Source organism: Alteromonas gilva (assembly GCF_028595265.1).
GTDB classification, from domain to species: domain Bacteria; phylum Pseudomonadota; class Gammaproteobacteria; order Enterobacterales; family Alteromonadaceae; genus Alteromonas; species Alteromonas gilva.
Genome location: NZ_JAQQXP010000001.1, coordinates 1113032 through 1130779, shown reverse-complemented (window position 1 = coordinate 1130779; position 17748 = coordinate 1113032). Strand labels below are relative to the sequence as shown.

Here is a 17748-nt window from a genome sequence, read left to right as displayed (position 1 = left end):
AATCCGGCAGCATACGCAATTTGAGTTGAAAGTTGATGTATATCACTTTGATGTTCGGATACTGCTTGAGCCTGTGCTGACGTGTAAGCTGAATTTGAGACTCATAATCGGCAGGTCCCTCAAAACACCTGTCGATTATCTGCAGTGATAAACATCGATATCTGCGAAAATCAGCGGCATTCACAGAACGCGTAAACTTTACGATACTCGTTCAGTCCACTCTGGCCTTTTCATAATTTCGTTTTCGTACCTTGCGATATTGTAAACTACAGCCGTTTACTCCGGTCCTTACTATCAGGAGGATGCCGCACGACCGCGGGTTTACCGTAATGACGACTTTTGCCCGAATAACCAGAGATGATACTTGTGCCTGGGTGTTATGGCCTTTTTTGCCGTTTTTACGTAATAACCCGCACAGATGTGACAAAGGTAAATACAATGCAAGTAAACAGCGACTTTTCTCAGCGCGTGGTGGTGCTACCCGAAAACTATAAATATATCCCCTCGCCTCTGAATGGCGTGAGCCGCATGATGCTCGACCGTGCCGGTGGCGAGGTTGCCCGCGCCACCAGCATCGTGCGCTACGAGCCGGGCGCGGGTTACAGTGGTCATACCCACGATGGCGGCGAAGAAATTCTGGTGTTGTCGGGCACGTTCAGCGACGAACACGGCGACTATCCCGCCGGCAGCTACTTACGCAACCCACCGGGTAGCTCACATACGCCGTTCTCTGCCGAAGGCTGCACGATACTCGTTAAACTCTGGCAGTTTGGTGCAGATGACAGCGAAAAACTGATTACCGACACCACGAGTGGCAGCTGGCTACCCGGTCAGACTGACGGGCTGAGTGTACTGCCGCTGCATGAGCATAACGGCGTTAACACAGCGTTGGTGCGCTGGCAACCGAATACCCGGTTTGGTGGGCATACGCACCCCGGCGGCGAGGAAATCCTGGTACTTGAAGGGGTGTTTAACGATGAGCATGGCAGTTACCCGGCCGGCAGTTGGTTGCGTAACCCCCGCTACAGCCAGCATACCCCGTTTACCCGCAACGAGGGGGCGCTGATTTACGTAAAAGTAGGTCATATGGGCGCAAACTTACTGGGCGATCGCTTTATAGACTAACAGGCTGACAGATACAGGCCGATGATCACCGGTAAATAGCTAACCAATACGGTGGTTTTAATTGGTTTTTATTATCAATACGCGGTTTATCCTTAACTGCTGTATAAAATGCCAGCAGTTAGCCAACTGGAATGTATCAGTAGATGACCAGATAGTATACTGTATGAGAAGAGGCTCACCGCAAAAAATGGTGAAGTCATCACTAAAATAATAATGAAACACCAAACTTCTATTTAGGAGTCATTTATCAATGTCAATTGTGGTTAAAACATTGTCGGAACAGGCTTACGAAATTATTCGTGAGCGTATCCTTGCCAACGATATGTTCCCGGCAAAACCAATTCGTCAGGACGCTCTCTCTCAGGATCTGGGAGTCAGTAAAATCCCATTGCGCGAAGCCCTTACCAGGCTGGAGCAGGATGGACTATTAGTATCGCACCCGAACCGGGGTTTTATTGTCAGGCCGCTGAGTCTGGCTGAAGCCGAAGACGTGTTCCAGTTGCGCACAACACTGGAACCCGAAGCCGCCGCTCAGGGTTGTAAAAAAGCAACCGAGGCTGATAAAGCCAAGCTAACAGAAATTTTTCAGCGCTTACAACGCCTGGCTTACGACATTACGCCGGAAGCGGTTACCGTTAACCGGGAATTTCATTTGGCGCTGTCAGCACCGGCCGGGCGTAACATCACCCAGGAGTTGCTGTTTAAAGTGCATTTGTTGTCGGAGCGTTATGTCAGACGGCATCTTGAGCCGCCCGACCGTGAAGCCGCTGCGTTTCGTGAGCACGAGGAAATCTATAACGCATGGATGAACAAAGAGCCGAAAATGGTGAAAAAGCTACTTAAAGAGCATACTCACAGCACCTTACTTGATTTACGCGGAGAGCTGTTTGAATAACGCGTAATCATAACAAACACCCAACGGGCGGCATGGCCGCCTTTTTTAATAATAAAAACTTACTAAACTTACACGTTAATCCTCTGAATTCGGGTCTTGTTTAACGTTTGCCGTTATAATGGCGCAACGAGAATTAAAAACAGCATTACCGGAGTATTCTCCATGCAAGGTCACCTCCCCCTTTTTACCCTGTTGTTGTCAGCAATGATTACCTTAAGCGCTTGTAGTAGCTCAGCGCCATCGGCCCGGGCAGACGCCGAGGAACGCTCAACGCCCTACACGTTAAAAAGTGGCGGCGCAGTGCCTGAGCTGCAACAAGGGGTAATACTTAAGCATGCCGAATTACATTTTGCGTTTGATTTTACCAACGAAGTCTTATTTGGTGATGCCACCCTCACCCTCGATGGCAGCACACCACAACCGTCACTGTCGGTAGACCTGGATACCGTGTTTAACATTGATGGCGTATGGGTAAACGGTGAGGCCGTAGCGCCCCGGCATTTTTACAACAACAATGGCGAATTAGTCATAACCCCAGCCTCGCCTTATCAGTATCCGGTAGCCGTTAAAATTAGCTACCATGGCCATCCTCGTACACCGCTGAACGCGCCCTGGGATGGCGGTGTAATGTGGGAGCAAACCCCGCAGGGCGAACCGTGGCTTGCTACCGCAGTGCAGGGCGAAGGCTGCGACCTGTTCTGGCCCTGTATCGACCAGCCTATGGGTGAGCCTGAACGCGCTGATCTGTATTTTACCGTGCCAAAAGGGTTAGTGGCTGCCAGTAACGGCGTTTTGCATTCCACCACAGAAACCGACACTACCGTAACCTGGCACTGGCAAACAAAATCCCCCCACAATACTTATGGTATTGCGATGAATATCGCCCCTTATAAGGTGATTCAAAATACCTATCAGAGCATCTACGGCAACAGCTACCCTATCATGTACTATCACCTGCCGGGCAACGACGAAAAAGCCCAGCGGCTGTTTGATGAAATACCCGCTATGCTGACCTTTTTTGAGCGTATGATTGGCCCCTACCCCTTTGCTGATGAAAAAGTCGGCGTAGTACAAACGCCCCACTTAGGCATGGAACATCAAACCATTAATGCTTATGGCAACGATTATAAAAAAGATGAGTTTGGCTTTGACTGGTTGTTGCAACACGAGTTTGCCCATGAATATTTTGGTAATCAGGTCACCAACGACAACTGGGATCACATGTGGATCCACGAAGGACTTGGCAGTTATATGCAGCCTCTGTACGCCCAGTACCTTAATGGCGATGTGGCGTACAAAAGTTACCTCAATAAACAGCGTAAAGGGCTGATAAACACTCACCCGCTGGTGTCGAACAAAACCATGGAAGTAGAGCAGGTGTACGAAAAGGGTATCGGCCCGGCACTGGACATATACTATAAAGGCTCATGGATAATGCATACGCTGCGCTATCTGATTGGCGATAACGCATTTTTTGGCGCCGTAAAAGAACTGGTTTACGGCAGCGCAACGCCGCAGCCAGGCAGCTTTACGCCTCTTTACCGCAATACCAACGATTTTATTACTATTGTGAATAACATCACCGGCAACGATTTAAGCTGGTTTTTTAACGTTTACCTGTATCAGCCAGAGCTGCCAGTGTTACAGCAAACACGTACCAATGAACGTTTAACCTTAACCTGGCAAGTAGCCAACAACGCCCCCTTTCCGATGCCCGTTGAAGTATCGGTAAACGGTGAGGTGACCACGTTGCAGTTGCCTGACGACAATAGCGTGCAAGTCACACCACAGGATGTAGTGATTGTCGATCCGGACGGAAAATTACTGCGTTTCGAAGCACGCTATGATGCTATCAACTAAAAACCGTAACGCCCTCCCGACAGCGCAATTTAAGCGCTGCTGTGTCGGGGGCATAATTTAATTGAAGCCTGCCGTAAAAAGTAGGGGATTTAGCTGAAATTGCCACCAGGTACTTGTTGTTTTTGCGCCGCTGCGTAACTATTACGCTGCAATACTTTTATATAAAAATAATACAACGACAGACAGGAGCTAGCGGTGAACTTAATGAAGTTAACCCTGATTGTAATGCTTGCAGGATTAAGCCTGCCCACTGTGGCTAAGGTAAAAAACTATCCTCATCCAGACGACAGCGCACCCTATTCATTAGCCACTCAGGTAGATAACATTGTGTATTTATCGGGCCAGGTACCGCTCGATGAAAATGGTAATATGCCAGAGACGATAACCGCGCAGTCACATCAGGTAATGAAAAACATTAAACGCACACTATCGGACATTGGCCTGGCCATGGAAGATATTTTCAAATGTACGGTCATGATTGACGATATTCAGCAGTGGCCTGATTTTAATGCCGTATACGTTACTTATTTTAGTCGCGGTCAACTCCCGGCGCGCAGTGCGTTTGGTGTGGATGGTTTACCCATGGGCGCGATGGTAGAAGTAGAATGCATGGCACATAAGCGACGCATGTAGAACCAATCAACCATTGTTTATCTTTGCGGTGCATTCAATGCGATGCGCCGCTTTGTTCGTACAACGATGTTGGTTACCCCAAATTTCGGTTACACTACGCACCGATGTCATACCAAACGCCAGATACCCCACTCGAAATACTCTTTGAAGTAAAAAAGAGTAAATTTTTTGCTTTTGCCGCAGCAGCACCAACGCGTGATGCGGCCATGCAATTACTTGCCAACAAGAAAGCCGAATACCCCGATGCCCGCCATCATTGCTGGGCCTATTTATTAGGCAACCCAGCCATGCCTGTGAGCGTAGCTTGCGCCGATGACGGCGAACCCAGTGGTACTGCCGGCAAACCTATATTAAATGTACTGCAACACAAAGATGTGGGCGACATTATGCTCATTGTTACCCGCTATTTCGGCGGCATAAAACTGGGCGCTGGCGGCCTGGTGCGGGCCTATTCAGGCGCGGCGCAACAAGTTATGGAGCAGCTCAGCGTTGTGCAACATATTGCTTTATCAGAGTTAGTCGTTCAGGCTGATTTTAAACACGAGCAGTTTATTCGCCACTGGGTAACCCAACAACAGGGCGAAGTAAGCGATTGCCAGTATACCCATGAAGTCACCATCCAGGTCGCCCTGCCCGCACCTGCCGTAGAAGAATTTAAAGCCATGTGCCGCAATCAGGGTATACATATCGTGACTGATAAGGTGGCACAAGAGGTTTAAGGGAGTACAAGCGTAAAACAAGGGGTAGCTCCTTTTACCTTCCTCAGGTGGTCGCAGGCACAGCGCACACTTTACCGATCTATTCCGCGCTAAGCGCCGTATGCATGCTTTTAGTGTACAAAATTTACGAGTCTAACTGATAAACCTCCCCCGTATGGTTTTTTGCCTGGAGGCTCACTCACGTCACCAGCGTCAAATTGTAAGGAAGCAGTATGAAAGAGAAGCAGAACGCTACGCCAGGTCTATTGCTTGCACTAACGCCTGTTGTATTGACACTCATAATATTGGGTACACAGATATTTTATTTTGGTGTATTTGAACCCCATATCCCCCTGGCTATCGGTGTGGCACTGGCCAGCTTTGTGGGTATCTACCTTGGTCTGACATGGGAAGATATTCGGGCAGGTATTTTCAATGTGATACATGTGGCGTTGCCATCCGTCAGCGTACTTATTGTAGTGGGTATGATCATCGGCATATGGATTGCCAGCGGCACAGTACCCACCATTATTTACTACGGATTAAAAACGCTTTCCCCCGAGATCTTCCTTGCCGCAGGCATGGTGATATGTGCGGTGGTCGCCGTGTCGCTCGGCACGAGCTGGGGAAGTGTAGGCACCGTTGGTTTGGCTTTAATGGGTATCGGTGACGGGTTCGATATTCCCATGTACTGGACTGCCGGCGCGGTGGTGTCTGGCGCGTTTTTCGGTGATAAGGTATCGCCCCTTTCTGATACCACTAACCTCGCCCCCGCAGTAACCGGCACAGATGTGTTCTCTCACATTAAAAATATGATGGCCACCACCATTCCGGCCATGGTTATTGCTTTTCTGATTTATGTTGGGGTGGGTTACTTTGTTATTGATACACAAAGCGTATCGTTTGAAAAAATAGAAGGTATCACTGCCGCATTAGAGGACAATTTTTATATCTCTGCATGGGCGTTACTGCCTGCTTTAGTGGTAATGGTACTGGCGCTTAAGAAGTTCCCGCCACTCCCGTCGCTATTTGCAGGGGTTGTCGTGGGCGGCGCATTTGCCATGATTATGCAAGGGCAAAGCCTGCAGTCGGTGTTTGACTACGCCAATAACGGCTACAGCATTCAAACGAATATCAGCGAAATAGACAACTTGCTTAATCGTGGTGGCGTGCAATCGATGATGTGGACAATATCACTGGTGCTGATTGCCTTAAGTTTTGGTGGTGCACTGGAAACCACCGGCTGTTTAAGAAGCATTATTAATACTATAAAGGGCAAGGTAAAAACCTTTGCCGGTACACAGGTTGCAGCGGTAGGCACCGCGTTTTCAACCAATCTGGTGGCAGGCGACCCTTACTTGTCGGTGGCATTACCCGGGCGCATGTTTTCACCTGTTTATCGCGGCATGGGATATTCAACGCTGAACTTGTCGCGAGGCATTGAGGAAGGCGGTACGCTCATGTCACCCCTTATCCCCTGGAATGCCGGCGGTGCGTTTGTTATCTCTGCCCTTGGCCTTGGAATTTCCGGCGCTAACCTGGAAAACTTACTCTACATACCACTGGCTTTTGCTTGCTGGACAGCGCCAATCATAGGCATATTTTATGCCTTCGCAGGCTGGTACTCACCCAAAGCAACTGACGAGGAACGCGAAGAATGGGAGTCGTCAGGGGCTGATATTGCAAAGTTTAATGATGATGGCACGCCGGTGGCAAGTTAGGGTGTTATGAAATCGGACTGGTTCAAATTCAACTAAGAGCGAAAAACTGACATTGTCCAACTTAGTCGTACAGTCCGATTGAACTCACAGCAGAGACTGTAAGATCTTCTGTGTAAGTGGCTGTTTATCATAGTGATACGCGGTCACTGTACATAATCATAAACTGACTCATGGCCGCTTTCCAATCTCTAATTGGCATTGTCCACCTCTTCGATATCTGGTGGAGCTCCAGATACAGTATTTTCATCACTGAATCGTAAGTCGGGAACGACCGTCTGGTCTTGGTAATTTTCCGTAAACTAGCGTTCAGAGATTCGATGGCATTGGTGGTGTAAATGACCTTACGGATTTCTGGCGGATAGTCGAAGAAGACGCTCAGACGTTCCCAGTTATTGCGCCAGGACAGACTAATCGTTGGATGTTGGTCATCCCATTTTTCAGCGAACTCTGCCAGGGCCAACTCCGCTTCAGCCAGTGTAGCTGCGCCAGGTAAACCGATTTGTTCTGTACCGCGCCCGAATCCCGGCTACGTACCACCAGGCAATCTAAGTAAACCACAGGATACAGCGCGTCCAGTGGCCGCTGTTGCCATTGCTTTACTTCATCCATCACTTCATTGGTAACTTGAGAGATAAAGGTTGGTGAGACTTCTACGCCGTAGGATTCCTCGAAATGGGCCTGGATATCGCGGGTTGTCATGCCTCGCGCATACAACGAGATGATGCGGTCATCGAAACCATTGAGCTGCTTGTCGCCTTTCTTGACCAGCTGCGGCTCAAAACTGCCATTGCGGTCACGTGGAATATCCAGCTCGATTTCACCGTGCACAGAGCGCACCTTCTTACTGGATTTACCGTTACGGGAATTGCCGGAGTTTTTACCCTCCGGTGCATGTTTGGCGTAGCCAAGGTGTTGTTCCATCTCAGCGCTCAACGCTCGCTCAGCAACCTTCCTGGTCAGTTGCTTAAGTAATCCGGCTTCGCCGAGAATATCGTCAGGGGAGTTACAGCCTTCAAGAAGCTGATCGATCAGTTTGTCTGATATTGGCATTCTGTATTTCCTCTCAACAGGTTAAGAATGCCACTTACACAGATATTTTTACACTCTCGACTTCGGTTTTAACCCACGCGTTTGTCGGCCTTACCGGGCTAAAACTAAGGGCAAGGTTGAGCGCTTTAACCGTTACCTTAAATCCAGCTTCGTCATACCGTTGCAAGCAACGTTAAGAACCTCAAGCTTACGCTTGGATGTTCAAACCGCGAACGGCTATGTCGGACGCTGGCTTACGCAGGTGGCGAATGCACGGGTTCATGGTACGACCGGAGAGGTGCCAAACCAGCGTTTAATAACGGAGCAAGAGGCGTTATTGCCGTTGCCGATGAAGATCGGCAGTGCATACCAGCCACACGCATCGTGTCGTGTGCCAACACCTTACGAGAGCTTGCAGCACCCACTTAGTGTCTATGACCAGATGTTGCGAGGTGCGCATGAACTTACAGTCTGAGCGCATTGCCGATGCTTGCCGGCAACTTGGTTTATACGCGTTGCCTGAAGCCTGGCCATCAATAGCTGAGCATCACATCGCTCAGGAAGGCTCGTATGCGGACTTCATCGAGAAGCTCTTAGCTGAAGAGCTTAAAGCCAAAACACAACGCACCAAGGCAACCCTGCTCAAGTTCGCTGGCTTACCCAACATAAAAACGCTTGAAGAGTATGATTTTAACTTCGCCAGCGGCGTACCTAAAGCACAGCTGACAGAGCTGTCTGGCCTGAGCTTCATAGAGCGGCATGAGAACGTAGTCATGCTCGGACCCAGTGGCGTTGGTAAAACGCACCTGGCCATTGCGCTTGGGTATAAGGCCATCATGGCCAGCACGAAAGTGCGCTTTATCACCGCCGCAGATCTGATGCTGCAACTGGCGACAGCGCATAATCAAGGCAAGCTAAAAACGTACCTACAGCGCGTTGTAATGAGTCCAAAGTTGCTCATCATCGATGAAATCGGTTACTTACCGTTCGGCCGTGAGGAAGCCAATTTTTTCTTTAACGTGGTAGCAAAACGCTATGAACGCGGCAGCACATTACTGACCAGCAACTTACCATTTAGTCAGTGGGCCGCTGCATTCGCCAACGATACGACATTAACAGCTGCGATGTTAGACCGCCTGTTGCACCATTGCCATGTGATTCAAATCAGTGGTGAAAGCTATCGGTTGAAGGAAAAAAAGAAGATAGGCATTGCACCGATACTCGGTGAAATTTAATCCCAAGGGGGTCAGAATTATATTGCCGAATTAACTCCAAAGGGGGTCAAATTTAAACTGCCGTTGACACAATCATAACTCTTTGTCCTAATGCTAAATTTAGCTCCAGATTCTAAATATACTTCATGAAGGTAAATATTCGCAGTGTCGTTGGTAAGTTTACAAGAATGGTCAAACAAAACTCCATTCTCAACTTCAACTTCTGACAATTTATTTTTGACGTAGAAGAACAAAAACGACATTGAAATTGCTAACAAAATAATCAGCTCAATAAAACGTCGTTTTGAGCTGGATTTCAACATCTGAATCATAAACTGACATCCTTTATTCATCGTTTTCTTCAGGCTTTACAGGTGTCAATTCGACCTTATCGTAAAAGTTGCTATTTACACTACCCGCTCCAAGTACTGCCGCTTCCACAGTCAGTTTCGGCACCTTGCCTTTTAGACTTGCGTCAATCCTACTCATAATGAAGACTGTGACTGTCCTATTTGCTTTTGTCCTATTTGTTTTTTTTGTCCAATTTGTTACCTGCATTTGCATGGTCGAATTCAATCAGAACTGACAGCCACACCAGCTCAACGAGCACAATCTCCTGAGCGTTACGTCAAAGCTATCGGCGACCGCGGCATACGCACAATCATTGATCTTTTATGGCCGATATGTTGGCATTGCAGGAGCGTTATCACAGATAACGCTCCTGCAATGAGGTATTTTTATCCAACTGGAGTAACGCTATGACAATTTTAGCTAAAACATTCGCACTATCACTCGCTGTCGCTGGACTATCAGCCATGCCCGCTCAGGCACAACAAGCTGAGCAATCCACAGCTCAGACCGTGCGCTTCGATGATGTCACGCTTGAAAAGTTTACGGTAGCGATGACCGCAGTCCAGAAAGTCGCCAACAAATATCAGGTGCAGTTAAAGGAAGAGCAAGCCCCTGAAAAACAAAAGCAAATCCAGCAAACAGCTAAACAAGAAATCGTCACGGAAATTCAGGATGCTGGCATAAAGGTCAAAACCTACACCACCATCGCACAACTACTACGCAGTGACGAAACCCTGCGCCAACGGATTATTGATATTGCCAATGCAAATGCCCAGGACAATAGCTAACCAGATTAGCACCGGCACCGCGTTGCTCAAGGGGGGTTCAGCCAGCCCCCGGCATGGGGTAAATGTCAACGATTTATGAATGCAGTTTATGAAGGGCACGAGTGTGTCCTTCCCGCCGAATGCTTACTTTATCTGAAGCGGTTGCACGTGATAGCCAATCCGGGAAATTAAGCTGTGATTTGCTAGCTCAGGGACAAACGCTTTATGGAAAAAATATAGACTTCCCAGATTACCTCGAACGCATCACGCCCGATGGCAAGAAATCTCTCGGCCATTGGCGCAATGGAGAATTTCAACAAGTCATCAGCCTTCTGTAAAAACAAAGCCCCGCACGAGCGAGGCTTTGGATTCAAAGCTCTATAGTTTTTTATTAGGTAAATAGTCAGATTTCTACCCTATATATTTCTTAACAGTCACGTAGTATGCCGAACCTCACTTTTTTAAAACCAAGACAATTATTGACACCCCAAAAATCACTGCTGAAATATTAGAAATTAGGTACAGCATCTCATCTTGTATAATGAACATTACAATACCCTCGGTTATAAATGCGAATCCTAGGATAAAGCCTAATATATTAAAAATTAATTTACGTATCTTTGATGAGGTATTATTAGCGTTTTCGCTTGTCATTGTACCGTAATTCCTAATCCACAGTTGATATTTGCCCCAAAAACATAGCCTTGTGAAAAAAATCCTACAGCTTTTATGCCATTTCCTGCGCCTTTTAGTATTGAATTTAGGCCAAGTATTCTTCCTCCCGTCCTCGGAGAGCCGCTTCTCCAGTATTCAGGTTCATAATTCAACATTGACGTACCTTTAATGCTTGCTATCCTTTGAGTTCTGTTAGCAACTGCTGTAGCTATTATTTGAGACGAAGTAGGTACACTCAATATTGCTGTGGCCCTAGCCACATCATAAGAAGCACCATAGTTATCTGCTAAGCATTGGTCAATATTTTCAATCCTACCTTCAATACGCCCAATTTCTGACTTTATGTTCTTTTCAATCTCTTTTAAATCTTCATTAATTTGCTTTCTTATGCTACTCATTGCTCTTTGGGCAGCGTCACCAGTTAAAGTAATTTTCTCGGTTATACCTGCTAGTGTAGGCATTCTTTGGCCAAGAACTTCAATGCACTCGGTTTCTTGTGGATTGCATGAACTTGTACCCATAGGATCAATCAAATTCACAGGATCATTGCCAACGTAAGTGTACCAATTCATTCCATCCCCATAACCCACAGGGTCAGTCTGAAGGAAGCGCCCGAGCTTTGGATGATAAATCCGTGCTTTGTAGTACATTGTTGGAGACCGCTCCTAAAGTCCCCTAAACTTCTCCAATTTTAGTATCACAATTCAAACAGAATACTTCTCACTTAGCTGCGAAGACCAAGTATGGCGAGGGGTTCACGCGTTTGAACGAAAGCTCACTGAACCTAAATCTCTCAAATATCAGCGCTCAATATCTACCAACAGCTCAAACCTTCAGTGTACAAGTGTTCGCTGAAATATTACACTGGGTATTCATTTGATCAGGGAGTTCTATGACAACAGTCGCTAATGTTACTCAGCGTGCCTATTCAGTGGCAGAAGAATGGCTCAACAGCATCAGCCATGGCCTGGGCTTTATCGCAGCCATTGTGGGCCTGGTATTTATGCTACTGCGCGCTGAAACTTCGGTTAGCATCACCGCGTCGGCTATTTACGGCACCACACTGGTTTTTATGTTTCTGACATCGACCATTTATCATGGTGTGACGCACTCCAATGCCAAAGGCTTGCTAAAACTGTTTGATCACAGTTCAATCTACTTACTGATTGCTGGTACCTATACCCCACTGACGCTGGTTGCCATCGGCGGCAGTCTGGGCATCGCCGCTACCGTATTCATCTGGCTGCTGGCTATTGCCGGCGTCACCTTTAAGCTTATCGCCCGGCATCGTTTTCCTAAAGTGTCGGTGCTCACCTATTTAGTGATGGGATGGTTCGCAGTAGGCATTATTTACCCGCTTTATCAGGCGTTGCCACACGCAGGGCTATGGTTAATAGTGGCGGGCGGATTGTGTTTTAGTATTGGCGTATTTTTTTACGTTGCCAAATCTAAAAGATACACCCATGCCATCTGGCATTTGTTTGTGATTGGTGGTTGCAGTTGCCATTACTTTTCAATTTACTATTATGTGCTGTAACAGCAACCAACCCGATAACTGAGCTATGAGCACTAACCTGACCTGGTTTACATTAGGTAATGGCCGCCTCACGCTAGGCGCGCGGCCAACGCCAGACTACCTTGAAAAATTGCGTGATCAGGGGATTTCTCATATTGCTTCCATTCAAACCTCTGATGAAAACAAACCTCAACTCAAAACGGATGTCGAAAGCAAAGGCCTTAAGTGGCTCTGGTTGCCTTTTAACGTTGCCGATATGTTTGTCAGTAACGACACTGAAAAAGCCTTTTTACAACAGTATCTGGCAGAGGTCGCGCAAACACTTCGTGAGGGAGGCAGCGTTTATTTACACTGCGATGGCAACTGCGAACGCTGCCGGTTATTTTTGTATGCGCTGTGCATCCACCAGCGCATCCCCGCTGGCAGCGCCTACAACGTCGTGCACAGTTTTGGCGGCGATAAAGCCAATCAGTTATCGCGCCGGGAATTACAACAAGCCGCCGCCATTGTTAGTTAATCTAGCTAGGTTTTATTGTTGTCTGCCGTTAATTCACAGTACAACTTATCAATAAGAGTGGTGAGTTGTTGAATTTCTGACATATTCAGATTTTGTATCTGGCAAAGCAATTGTTTGGGAATCGCGACGGCCTGCGCCTTCGCTGAAACGCCTGTCTCAGTCAGCATTACCTGCTTAACACGCCTGTCATTATCGCTTGGTATAATGGCTATTAAGTTTTTTTGCTGTAACTTTTTAAGAATAAGGGTTAACGCGCCTGCATCAATTCTGCATTTATCAACCAATGCGGAAATTGCCAACGGTTGCGTTTCCCATAAGGCCAGCATCACCAGGTACTGTGGGTAGGTTATATCCAGCTCTTTTAACAGTGGTCGGTATGCGCGGGTAAAAGCGTTCGACACAGCATAAAAGCGGTGGCAAAGCTGATTATCCAGCTTTAGCAAATCATCTTCGGTCATTATTAGGTTACCTCTGACAACTATTTTGCATGCAAAGTAGTTGTCAGGCAACCTATAGTTTGCTACATTTATTTTGCATACAAAATAATTCACAACCCAGAGGAAACAATTATGCATAAATTAGATGAAGTTCTGTATACAGGCGTAGCCACTGCAACAGGTGGTCGCGACGGCAAAATTGCATCAGACGACGGTCGTCTAGAAGCCGGCTTGTCTGTACCTAAAGGTTTAGGTGGTGATGATGGCAAGGGCACAAACCCAGAGCAAATGTTTGCTGCCGGTTATGCTGCGTGTTTCATAGGTGCGTTAGGTTTTGTTGCCGGACAAGAAAAAGTAAAGCTTCCTAAAGATGTAAAAGTGACCGGTGAAGTGGGTATTGGTCCTATTGCGACCGGTTTTGCTATTAAAGTAAAACTGACGGTTGATCTTGGCGATGTGGATACCGACAAAGCCGCGTTGGTTGAAAAAGCCCACGTTGTTTGTCCTTACTCGAATGCCACTCGTGGCAATATCGAAGTTGAATTCGATATCGTATAACACGCCAATTTTATTGCACTCGCTTCGCAACCAATGCCTGGTTTGCCTGGCGTAATTGCTCCGCGCATGAGTGCAGGCCGTGGTGGCAACAGGTTGTTGTTGCCACGGCATTTACCACGCTATTTTATGACTTCCTCTACTCAGCGCGTCGCGCACTTTACTCAACCGAACAATACCTCTCTGCGGTACGTTTAAGAACGTTTGGTCAATGGCTCACCGCCCCCTAGCTTACCCTTTTCTTTAAGTCCTGCGGCTTAGCGTTGTCACTGGCAATTCGCGCCCTTATCTATATAATAGATTAAAACAAAGAATAATAATCGACAATACAACTATGAAATGGCCAAACCTAAAACACCTGCATTACCTGGTAACACTCTATCAGGAACAGCATTTTCACCGCGCCGCACAGCGTTGTAACGTGAGCCAGTCGACGTTGAGTACGGCGATTCAAAACCTCGAAGAGCACTTTGGCAGTCAGTTATTAGAGCGTGAGCATAAAACCTTTGTGTTTACCTCGCTGGGCATCGATGTGGTGGAGCGCGCTCAGGTAATTTTGCAAGAAGCCGGTGAGCTGGTAGAGCATGCACAAAACGCAGGCAACTGGCAGCGCGGCAAATTAAAATTGGGGGTTATTCCAACCATCGCGCCCTTTTTATTCGAAGCCATGCTCGGCGCGTTTAATGCTTTTTTACCCGATATTCAGCTGGAGCTGCAGGAAGACACCACCGCCAACCTGCTGCAACAACTTACTGATGGAAGCCTGGACTTACTGGTGCTGGCATTGCCTATGGCAACGCCGGGTTGCAAACAAATGGTGCTGGGTCATGATCCGTTCCACCTGATTGCCCACAAAGAATTAGCGAACAAACTACCAACCCCGCTCGATATTGCCAACCTGCCCAAAAAAAGTATCTTTTTATTGCAACAGGAACACTGCATGACCGGTCACGCTGTCAGTGCCTGTAATTTGCAGCACACCGACCAAATAAGCTCGCTGGCGGCCAGCTCGCTTTATACCCTGGTGCAATTGGCCAACAGCAAATTAGGCTATACATTTTTACCCGAGCTAGCCATTAATCAAAAAATACTGCAAAACACCGACTTAACCTCGTTCGCAGCCGAAGACAACGCGTACCGCGAAATTGGTTTGGTGTGGCGTTCAGGGACTACCCGCATGCGCTTGTTCCGCCGGGTTGGCGAAATCATTTCGCCCCTCTTACCAGTGCCTATCTTAAAATAATTTGTATCAGGGCAAACTTTTTTGCCCTGCCCCCCGACTATACCCACAACACAATCATAAAAATGGGAATAACCGGTGTTTGAAAAGCGTGATGAACAACTCATAGAACAAGCATTAAAAGGGCATAAAAAGGCCTGGTTCACGCTAATCAAACGTTACGAGTCAGCGATTTACCAGTACGGCGTGCGCATGACCGGCAACCCTCATGATGCCGCCGACTTAATGCAGGATATTTTTATTGCTGTGTTTAAAAGTTTGTCGAACTTTCGTGGCGACGGCAGCTTTAAGGCCTGGTTGTTTCGTATTGCTCACTTTCGATGTATAGAATTTTACCGGCGTAAACGCCCGGATTCACCGCTGGACGATACTGAAGAGCTCAGCTGTGACCGGCCTACACCCGAGCATAAGTTAGTCACTGACACAACCAGTCAGTCGTTAACCACTGCCATGCAACGTTTGCCGCTGGCACAACGTGCTGTTATTGAACTGAAATTTTTTGGTCAGTTTACCTTTGATGAAATCGCCGATCAGCTGGGCTTATCGAGCAATACCGTAAAGTCCCGGTTGTACAGCGCCTTATCAAAGTTAAAGCTGGATTTGGAGGTAGAACATGGTTAATTCAAACCCTGAGTATTTATTTGCTCAATGGCTCGAAAACAGCCTGACACAAGATGAACGCGCCGAGTTTGAAGCGCTGTGTATACACGATACTGAGTTTGCCAAACGCGTTGAAGCTGCCACTGCGCTGCACGTAGCAGCTGAACAATTTAGTGCGCCCGCCATGCCAGCCTGGGATAAAAACGCGACGTTTATCGCGCCAGATAAACCCCGGTGGTGGCAGTGGCAGGGATTACCGGCGGTCAGTATGGCGATGTCGGTTGCGGCAATGGTCATGGTGATCAGCGGCTTCTCCGTACAGGTAGATAATGGCCGGGTGACAATGAGCTTTGGTCAAATAGCCCCCCAGGGCCCCACCGAAGCAGAAGTCGCCGCGCTGGTTAACGATAGACTCAATGACTATCAACAGTCGAACCAGGCCATGTTTACCCAGTACGTTAATGCATTGCAACAACAGCAACAGGAAAGCAGCACTCAACTTGCCCAGTACTTGCTTACCTCCAGCCGGCAAGAGCGCCGCGAGGACTTCGCTGAGCTAGTGCAGTTTATTAACGACCAGCGCAACGATGATCAGCGCTATTACGCGCGGCAGTTAACCCAACTACAGCGTGAAATTAATTCTATCGACGATAGCTACTCAACTGTTACCGAATAACCCGACATTACAGGAATCTGGTATGACAACATTTGCAAAAGCCGCGCTACTTGGCTCAATAATCAGTAGTACGCTCATTAGCCCTGTAACACAGGCGCAAGATTTAAATGAACTCGACCGTCAGCTAACGATTATGTCGGGTGTTATCGAGACCGCGTTAAAGCAGGACACACGCAAAAATACCGTGCGATACCGCAGTATTGATGCCACCTATCTGGCCAAACAAGGTGTGGTATTTACCATTAATACCGGCATCAAGGGACGGGGATTCAGTTTCGGCCAATTCGTGAGTAGTATGCCACCGCCACCACCGGCTCCTGACGCACCGCATTCTGAGGCACACTCTGAGTCAGTACATGTGATCAGAAGCGACAACTTTGAGTTTATCACCGAGACCGACTGGGCAGAAACCGCAGAGCGCGTGATAAGCAAAGTCGAGCGTATTATTAACGATACCGACGATCGCCTGCGCGAGTTTCGCAGTGACCACCGCGAACTTGAGTGGGAAATGCGTGAGCTGGAACGACGCAATCGCGACTTAGAGTTTGAATTGCGTACGGCCGATAACGAGCGCCGCAAAGAAGTAGAAGCCGAAATAAAGGAAGTGGAAAAAGAGTTTGCCATGCTGCAAAGCAAAGAAAAGCAAATCACCGAAAAAGCGCAGGCACTGGCGGCCGAGAAAAAGGCTGAGATGGCAAAACAAAAACAAGCTGAGGAAGAAGCTTATAAAACCTTCCTGGCTAATTTTGAGGCCAGCATTGGTGACACGCTTTGTAGTTTTGGTGCCGGGCTACGAGAATTACCCGATAACGAAAACATTACCTTTGTACTGGATAATTTTGCCATGAATAACGAAGGCAAAACCGAAGACAAGGTGTATATCTTTAGCAAAAAAGACGTCAAACGTTGCGTTACCGAAGATATATCCCCCAGTGACATTCTGGCTAACGCGCAGGTATATTCCTTTTAACGGACTTGTAACAGAGCCGGGAATGCGATGCTCGCGGAATGGTTGGTATCGCATCTCGCCGTATTTACCCCTTGTACCGGTCTTATGCCGGTACATCACCCCCTCAAAAGCACGTGTAACAGCGACGATGCGTTAAATAACGGCTGTCTTTAAAATAAAATCAAACGCCACAAAAATAAAAATAAATCATAAATTTCATAACCCTACCGCAAAGCTGACCTTAAATGATGCTAAATAAAGCCCTTACGCGGCAAAATAAACTTGATCAC

At 47.5% G+C, this 17748-nt stretch carries 18 protein-coding genes and 2 pseudogenes; 17 read left to right on the top strand and 3 right to left on the bottom strand.

Annotated features, from left to right (window positions below; genetic code table 11):
- Nucleotides 1-438 precede the first annotated feature (438 nt).
- The 6 genes from OIK42_RS05030 (at nt 439) to nhaC (ending at nt 6932) form a co-directional block, all read left to right on the top strand.
- The gene (locus OIK42_RS05030) at nt 439-1125 is read left to right on the top strand and encodes a cupin domain-containing protein (RefSeq protein ID WP_273638875.1); all 687 of its coding nucleotides are present in this window, start codon (nt 439-441) and stop codon (nt 1123-1125) included.
- A gap of 250 nt (nt 1126-1375) precedes the next feature.
- Nucleotides 1376-2020 (top strand): GntR family transcriptional regulator, encoded by a 645-nt coding sequence (locus OIK42_RS05025; protein ID WP_273638873.1) that lies wholly within the window; start codon nt 1376-1378, stop codon nt 2018-2020.
- Nucleotides 2021-2182: 162 nt separating this feature from the next.
- Nucleotides 2183-3880 carry a M1 family metallopeptidase gene (locus OIK42_RS05020; protein ID WP_273638871.1) on the top strand — a complete coding sequence of 566 codons (1698 nt, stop codon included), beginning with the start codon at nt 2183-2185 and terminating at the stop codon, nt 3878-3880.
- Nucleotides 3881-4084: 204 nt separating this feature from the next.
- The gene (locus OIK42_RS05015) at nt 4085-4513 is read left to right on the top strand and encodes a RidA family protein (RefSeq protein WP_273641407.1); all 429 of its coding nucleotides are present in this window, start codon (nt 4085-4087) and stop codon (nt 4511-4513) included.
- Nucleotides 4514-4617: 104 nt separating this feature from the next.
- Nucleotides 4618-5232, top strand: coding sequence for a YigZ family protein (locus OIK42_RS05010; RefSeq protein WP_273638870.1), 615 nt, complete (start codon nt 4618-4620; stop codon nt 5230-5232).
- 212 nt (nt 5233-5444) lie between these two features.
- Complete coding sequence (gene nhaC / locus OIK42_RS05005) at nt 5445-6932, top strand: Na+/H+ antiporter NhaC (RefSeq protein ID WP_273638868.1); 1488 nt, start codon at nt 5445-5447, stop codon at nt 6930-6932.
- 127 nt (nt 6933-7059) lie between these two features.
- Here the strand turns inward: nhaC and OIK42_RS05000 are convergent.
- Nucleotides 7060-7982 (bottom strand): annotated as a pseudogene (locus OIK42_RS05000) (IS256 family transposase).
- A 61-nt stretch (nt 7983-8043) separates the two neighbouring features.
- On the opposite strand from OIK42_RS05000, the pseudogene OIK42_RS04995 reads away from it, so the two are divergent.
- The 4 genes and pseudogenes from OIK42_RS04995 to OIK42_RS04980 all read left to right on the top strand — a co-directional run.
- Nucleotides 8044-8436, top strand: a pseudogene (locus OIK42_RS04995) (IS21 family transposase); the annotation flags it as partial.
- On the top strand, nt 8420-9196 hold the full coding sequence (istB, locus tag OIK42_RS04990; protein ID WP_273638866.1) for an IS21-like element helper ATPase IstB: 777 nt from the start codon (nt 8420-8422) through the stop codon (nt 9194-9196). The pseudogene OIK42_RS04995 and the gene istB, both read left to right, overlap by 17 nt.
- Nucleotides 9197-9933: 737 nt before the next feature.
- Entirely contained in the window at nt 9934-10314 is a 381-nt protein-coding gene (locus OIK42_RS04985; RefSeq protein WP_273638864.1) for a DUF4168 domain-containing protein, read from the top strand.
- Between the two features lie 119 nt (nt 10315-10433).
- Nucleotides 10434-10631 (top strand): hypothetical protein, encoded by a 198-nt coding sequence (locus tag OIK42_RS04980; protein ID WP_273638862.1) that lies wholly within the window; start codon nt 10434-10436, stop codon nt 10629-10631.
- Nucleotides 10632-10943: 312 nt separating this feature from the next.
- Here OIK42_RS04980 and OIK42_RS04975 read toward each other — a convergent pair whose 3' ends face one another.
- On the bottom strand, nt 10944-11618 hold the full coding sequence (locus tag OIK42_RS04975; protein WP_273638861.1) for an RHS repeat-associated core domain-containing protein: 675 nt from the start codon (nt 11616-11618) through the stop codon (nt 10944-10946).
- A gap of 242 nt (nt 11619-11860) precedes the next feature.
- Here OIK42_RS04975 and trhA point away from each other — a divergent pair, with 242 nt between their 5' ends.
- Entirely contained in the window at nt 11861-12505 is a 645-nt protein-coding gene (trhA, locus tag OIK42_RS04970; protein ID WP_273638859.1) for a PAQR family membrane homeostasis protein TrhA, read from the top strand.
- A gap of 25 nt (nt 12506-12530) precedes the next feature.
- Nucleotides 12531-13001, top strand: a complete 471-nt coding sequence (locus OIK42_RS04965) for a protein-tyrosine phosphatase family protein (protein ID WP_273638857.1) — start codon at nt 12531-12533, stop codon at nt 12999-13001.
- Between the two features lie 5 nt (nt 13002-13006).
- Here the strand turns inward: OIK42_RS04965 and OIK42_RS04960 are convergent, their stop codons facing one another.
- Nucleotides 13007-13459 (bottom strand): MarR family winged helix-turn-helix transcriptional regulator, encoded by a 453-nt coding sequence (locus OIK42_RS04960; RefSeq protein WP_273638855.1) that lies wholly within the window; start codon nt 13457-13459, stop codon nt 13007-13009.
- Nucleotides 13460-13570: 111 nt separating this feature from the next.
- On the opposite strand from OIK42_RS04960, the gene OIK42_RS04955 reads away from it, so the two are divergent.
- The 5 genes from OIK42_RS04955 to OIK42_RS04935 all read left to right on the top strand — a co-directional run bounded on the left by OIK42_RS04955 (nt 13571) and on the right by OIK42_RS04935 (nt 17479).
- The gene (locus tag OIK42_RS04955) at nt 13571-13996 is read left to right on the top strand and encodes an organic hydroperoxide resistance protein (protein ID WP_273638853.1); all 426 of its coding nucleotides are present in this window, start codon (nt 13571-13573) and stop codon (nt 13994-13996) included.
- 331 nt (nt 13997-14327) lie between these two features.
- Nucleotides 14328-15236, top strand: coding sequence for a hydrogen peroxide-inducible genes activator (locus OIK42_RS04950; RefSeq protein ID WP_273638851.1), 909 nt, complete (start codon nt 14328-14330; stop codon nt 15234-15236).
- A 75-nt stretch (nt 15237-15311) separates the two neighbouring features.
- Entirely contained in the window at nt 15312-15854 is a 543-nt protein-coding gene (locus OIK42_RS04945) for an RNA polymerase sigma factor (RefSeq protein WP_273638849.1), read from the top strand.
- Entirely contained in the window at nt 15847-16509 is a 663-nt protein-coding gene (locus tag OIK42_RS04940) for a hypothetical protein (RefSeq protein WP_273638847.1), read from the top strand. Before OIK42_RS04945 ends, OIK42_RS04940 begins: the two co-directional genes overlap by 8 nt.
- Nucleotides 16510-16531: 22 nt before the next feature.
- Nucleotides 16532-17479 carry a cell envelope integrity protein TolA gene (locus tag OIK42_RS04935; protein ID WP_273638845.1) on the top strand — a complete coding sequence of 316 codons (948 nt, stop codon included), beginning with the start codon at nt 16532-16534 and terminating at the stop codon, nt 17477-17479.
- Nucleotides 17480-17748 lie beyond the last annotated feature (269 nt).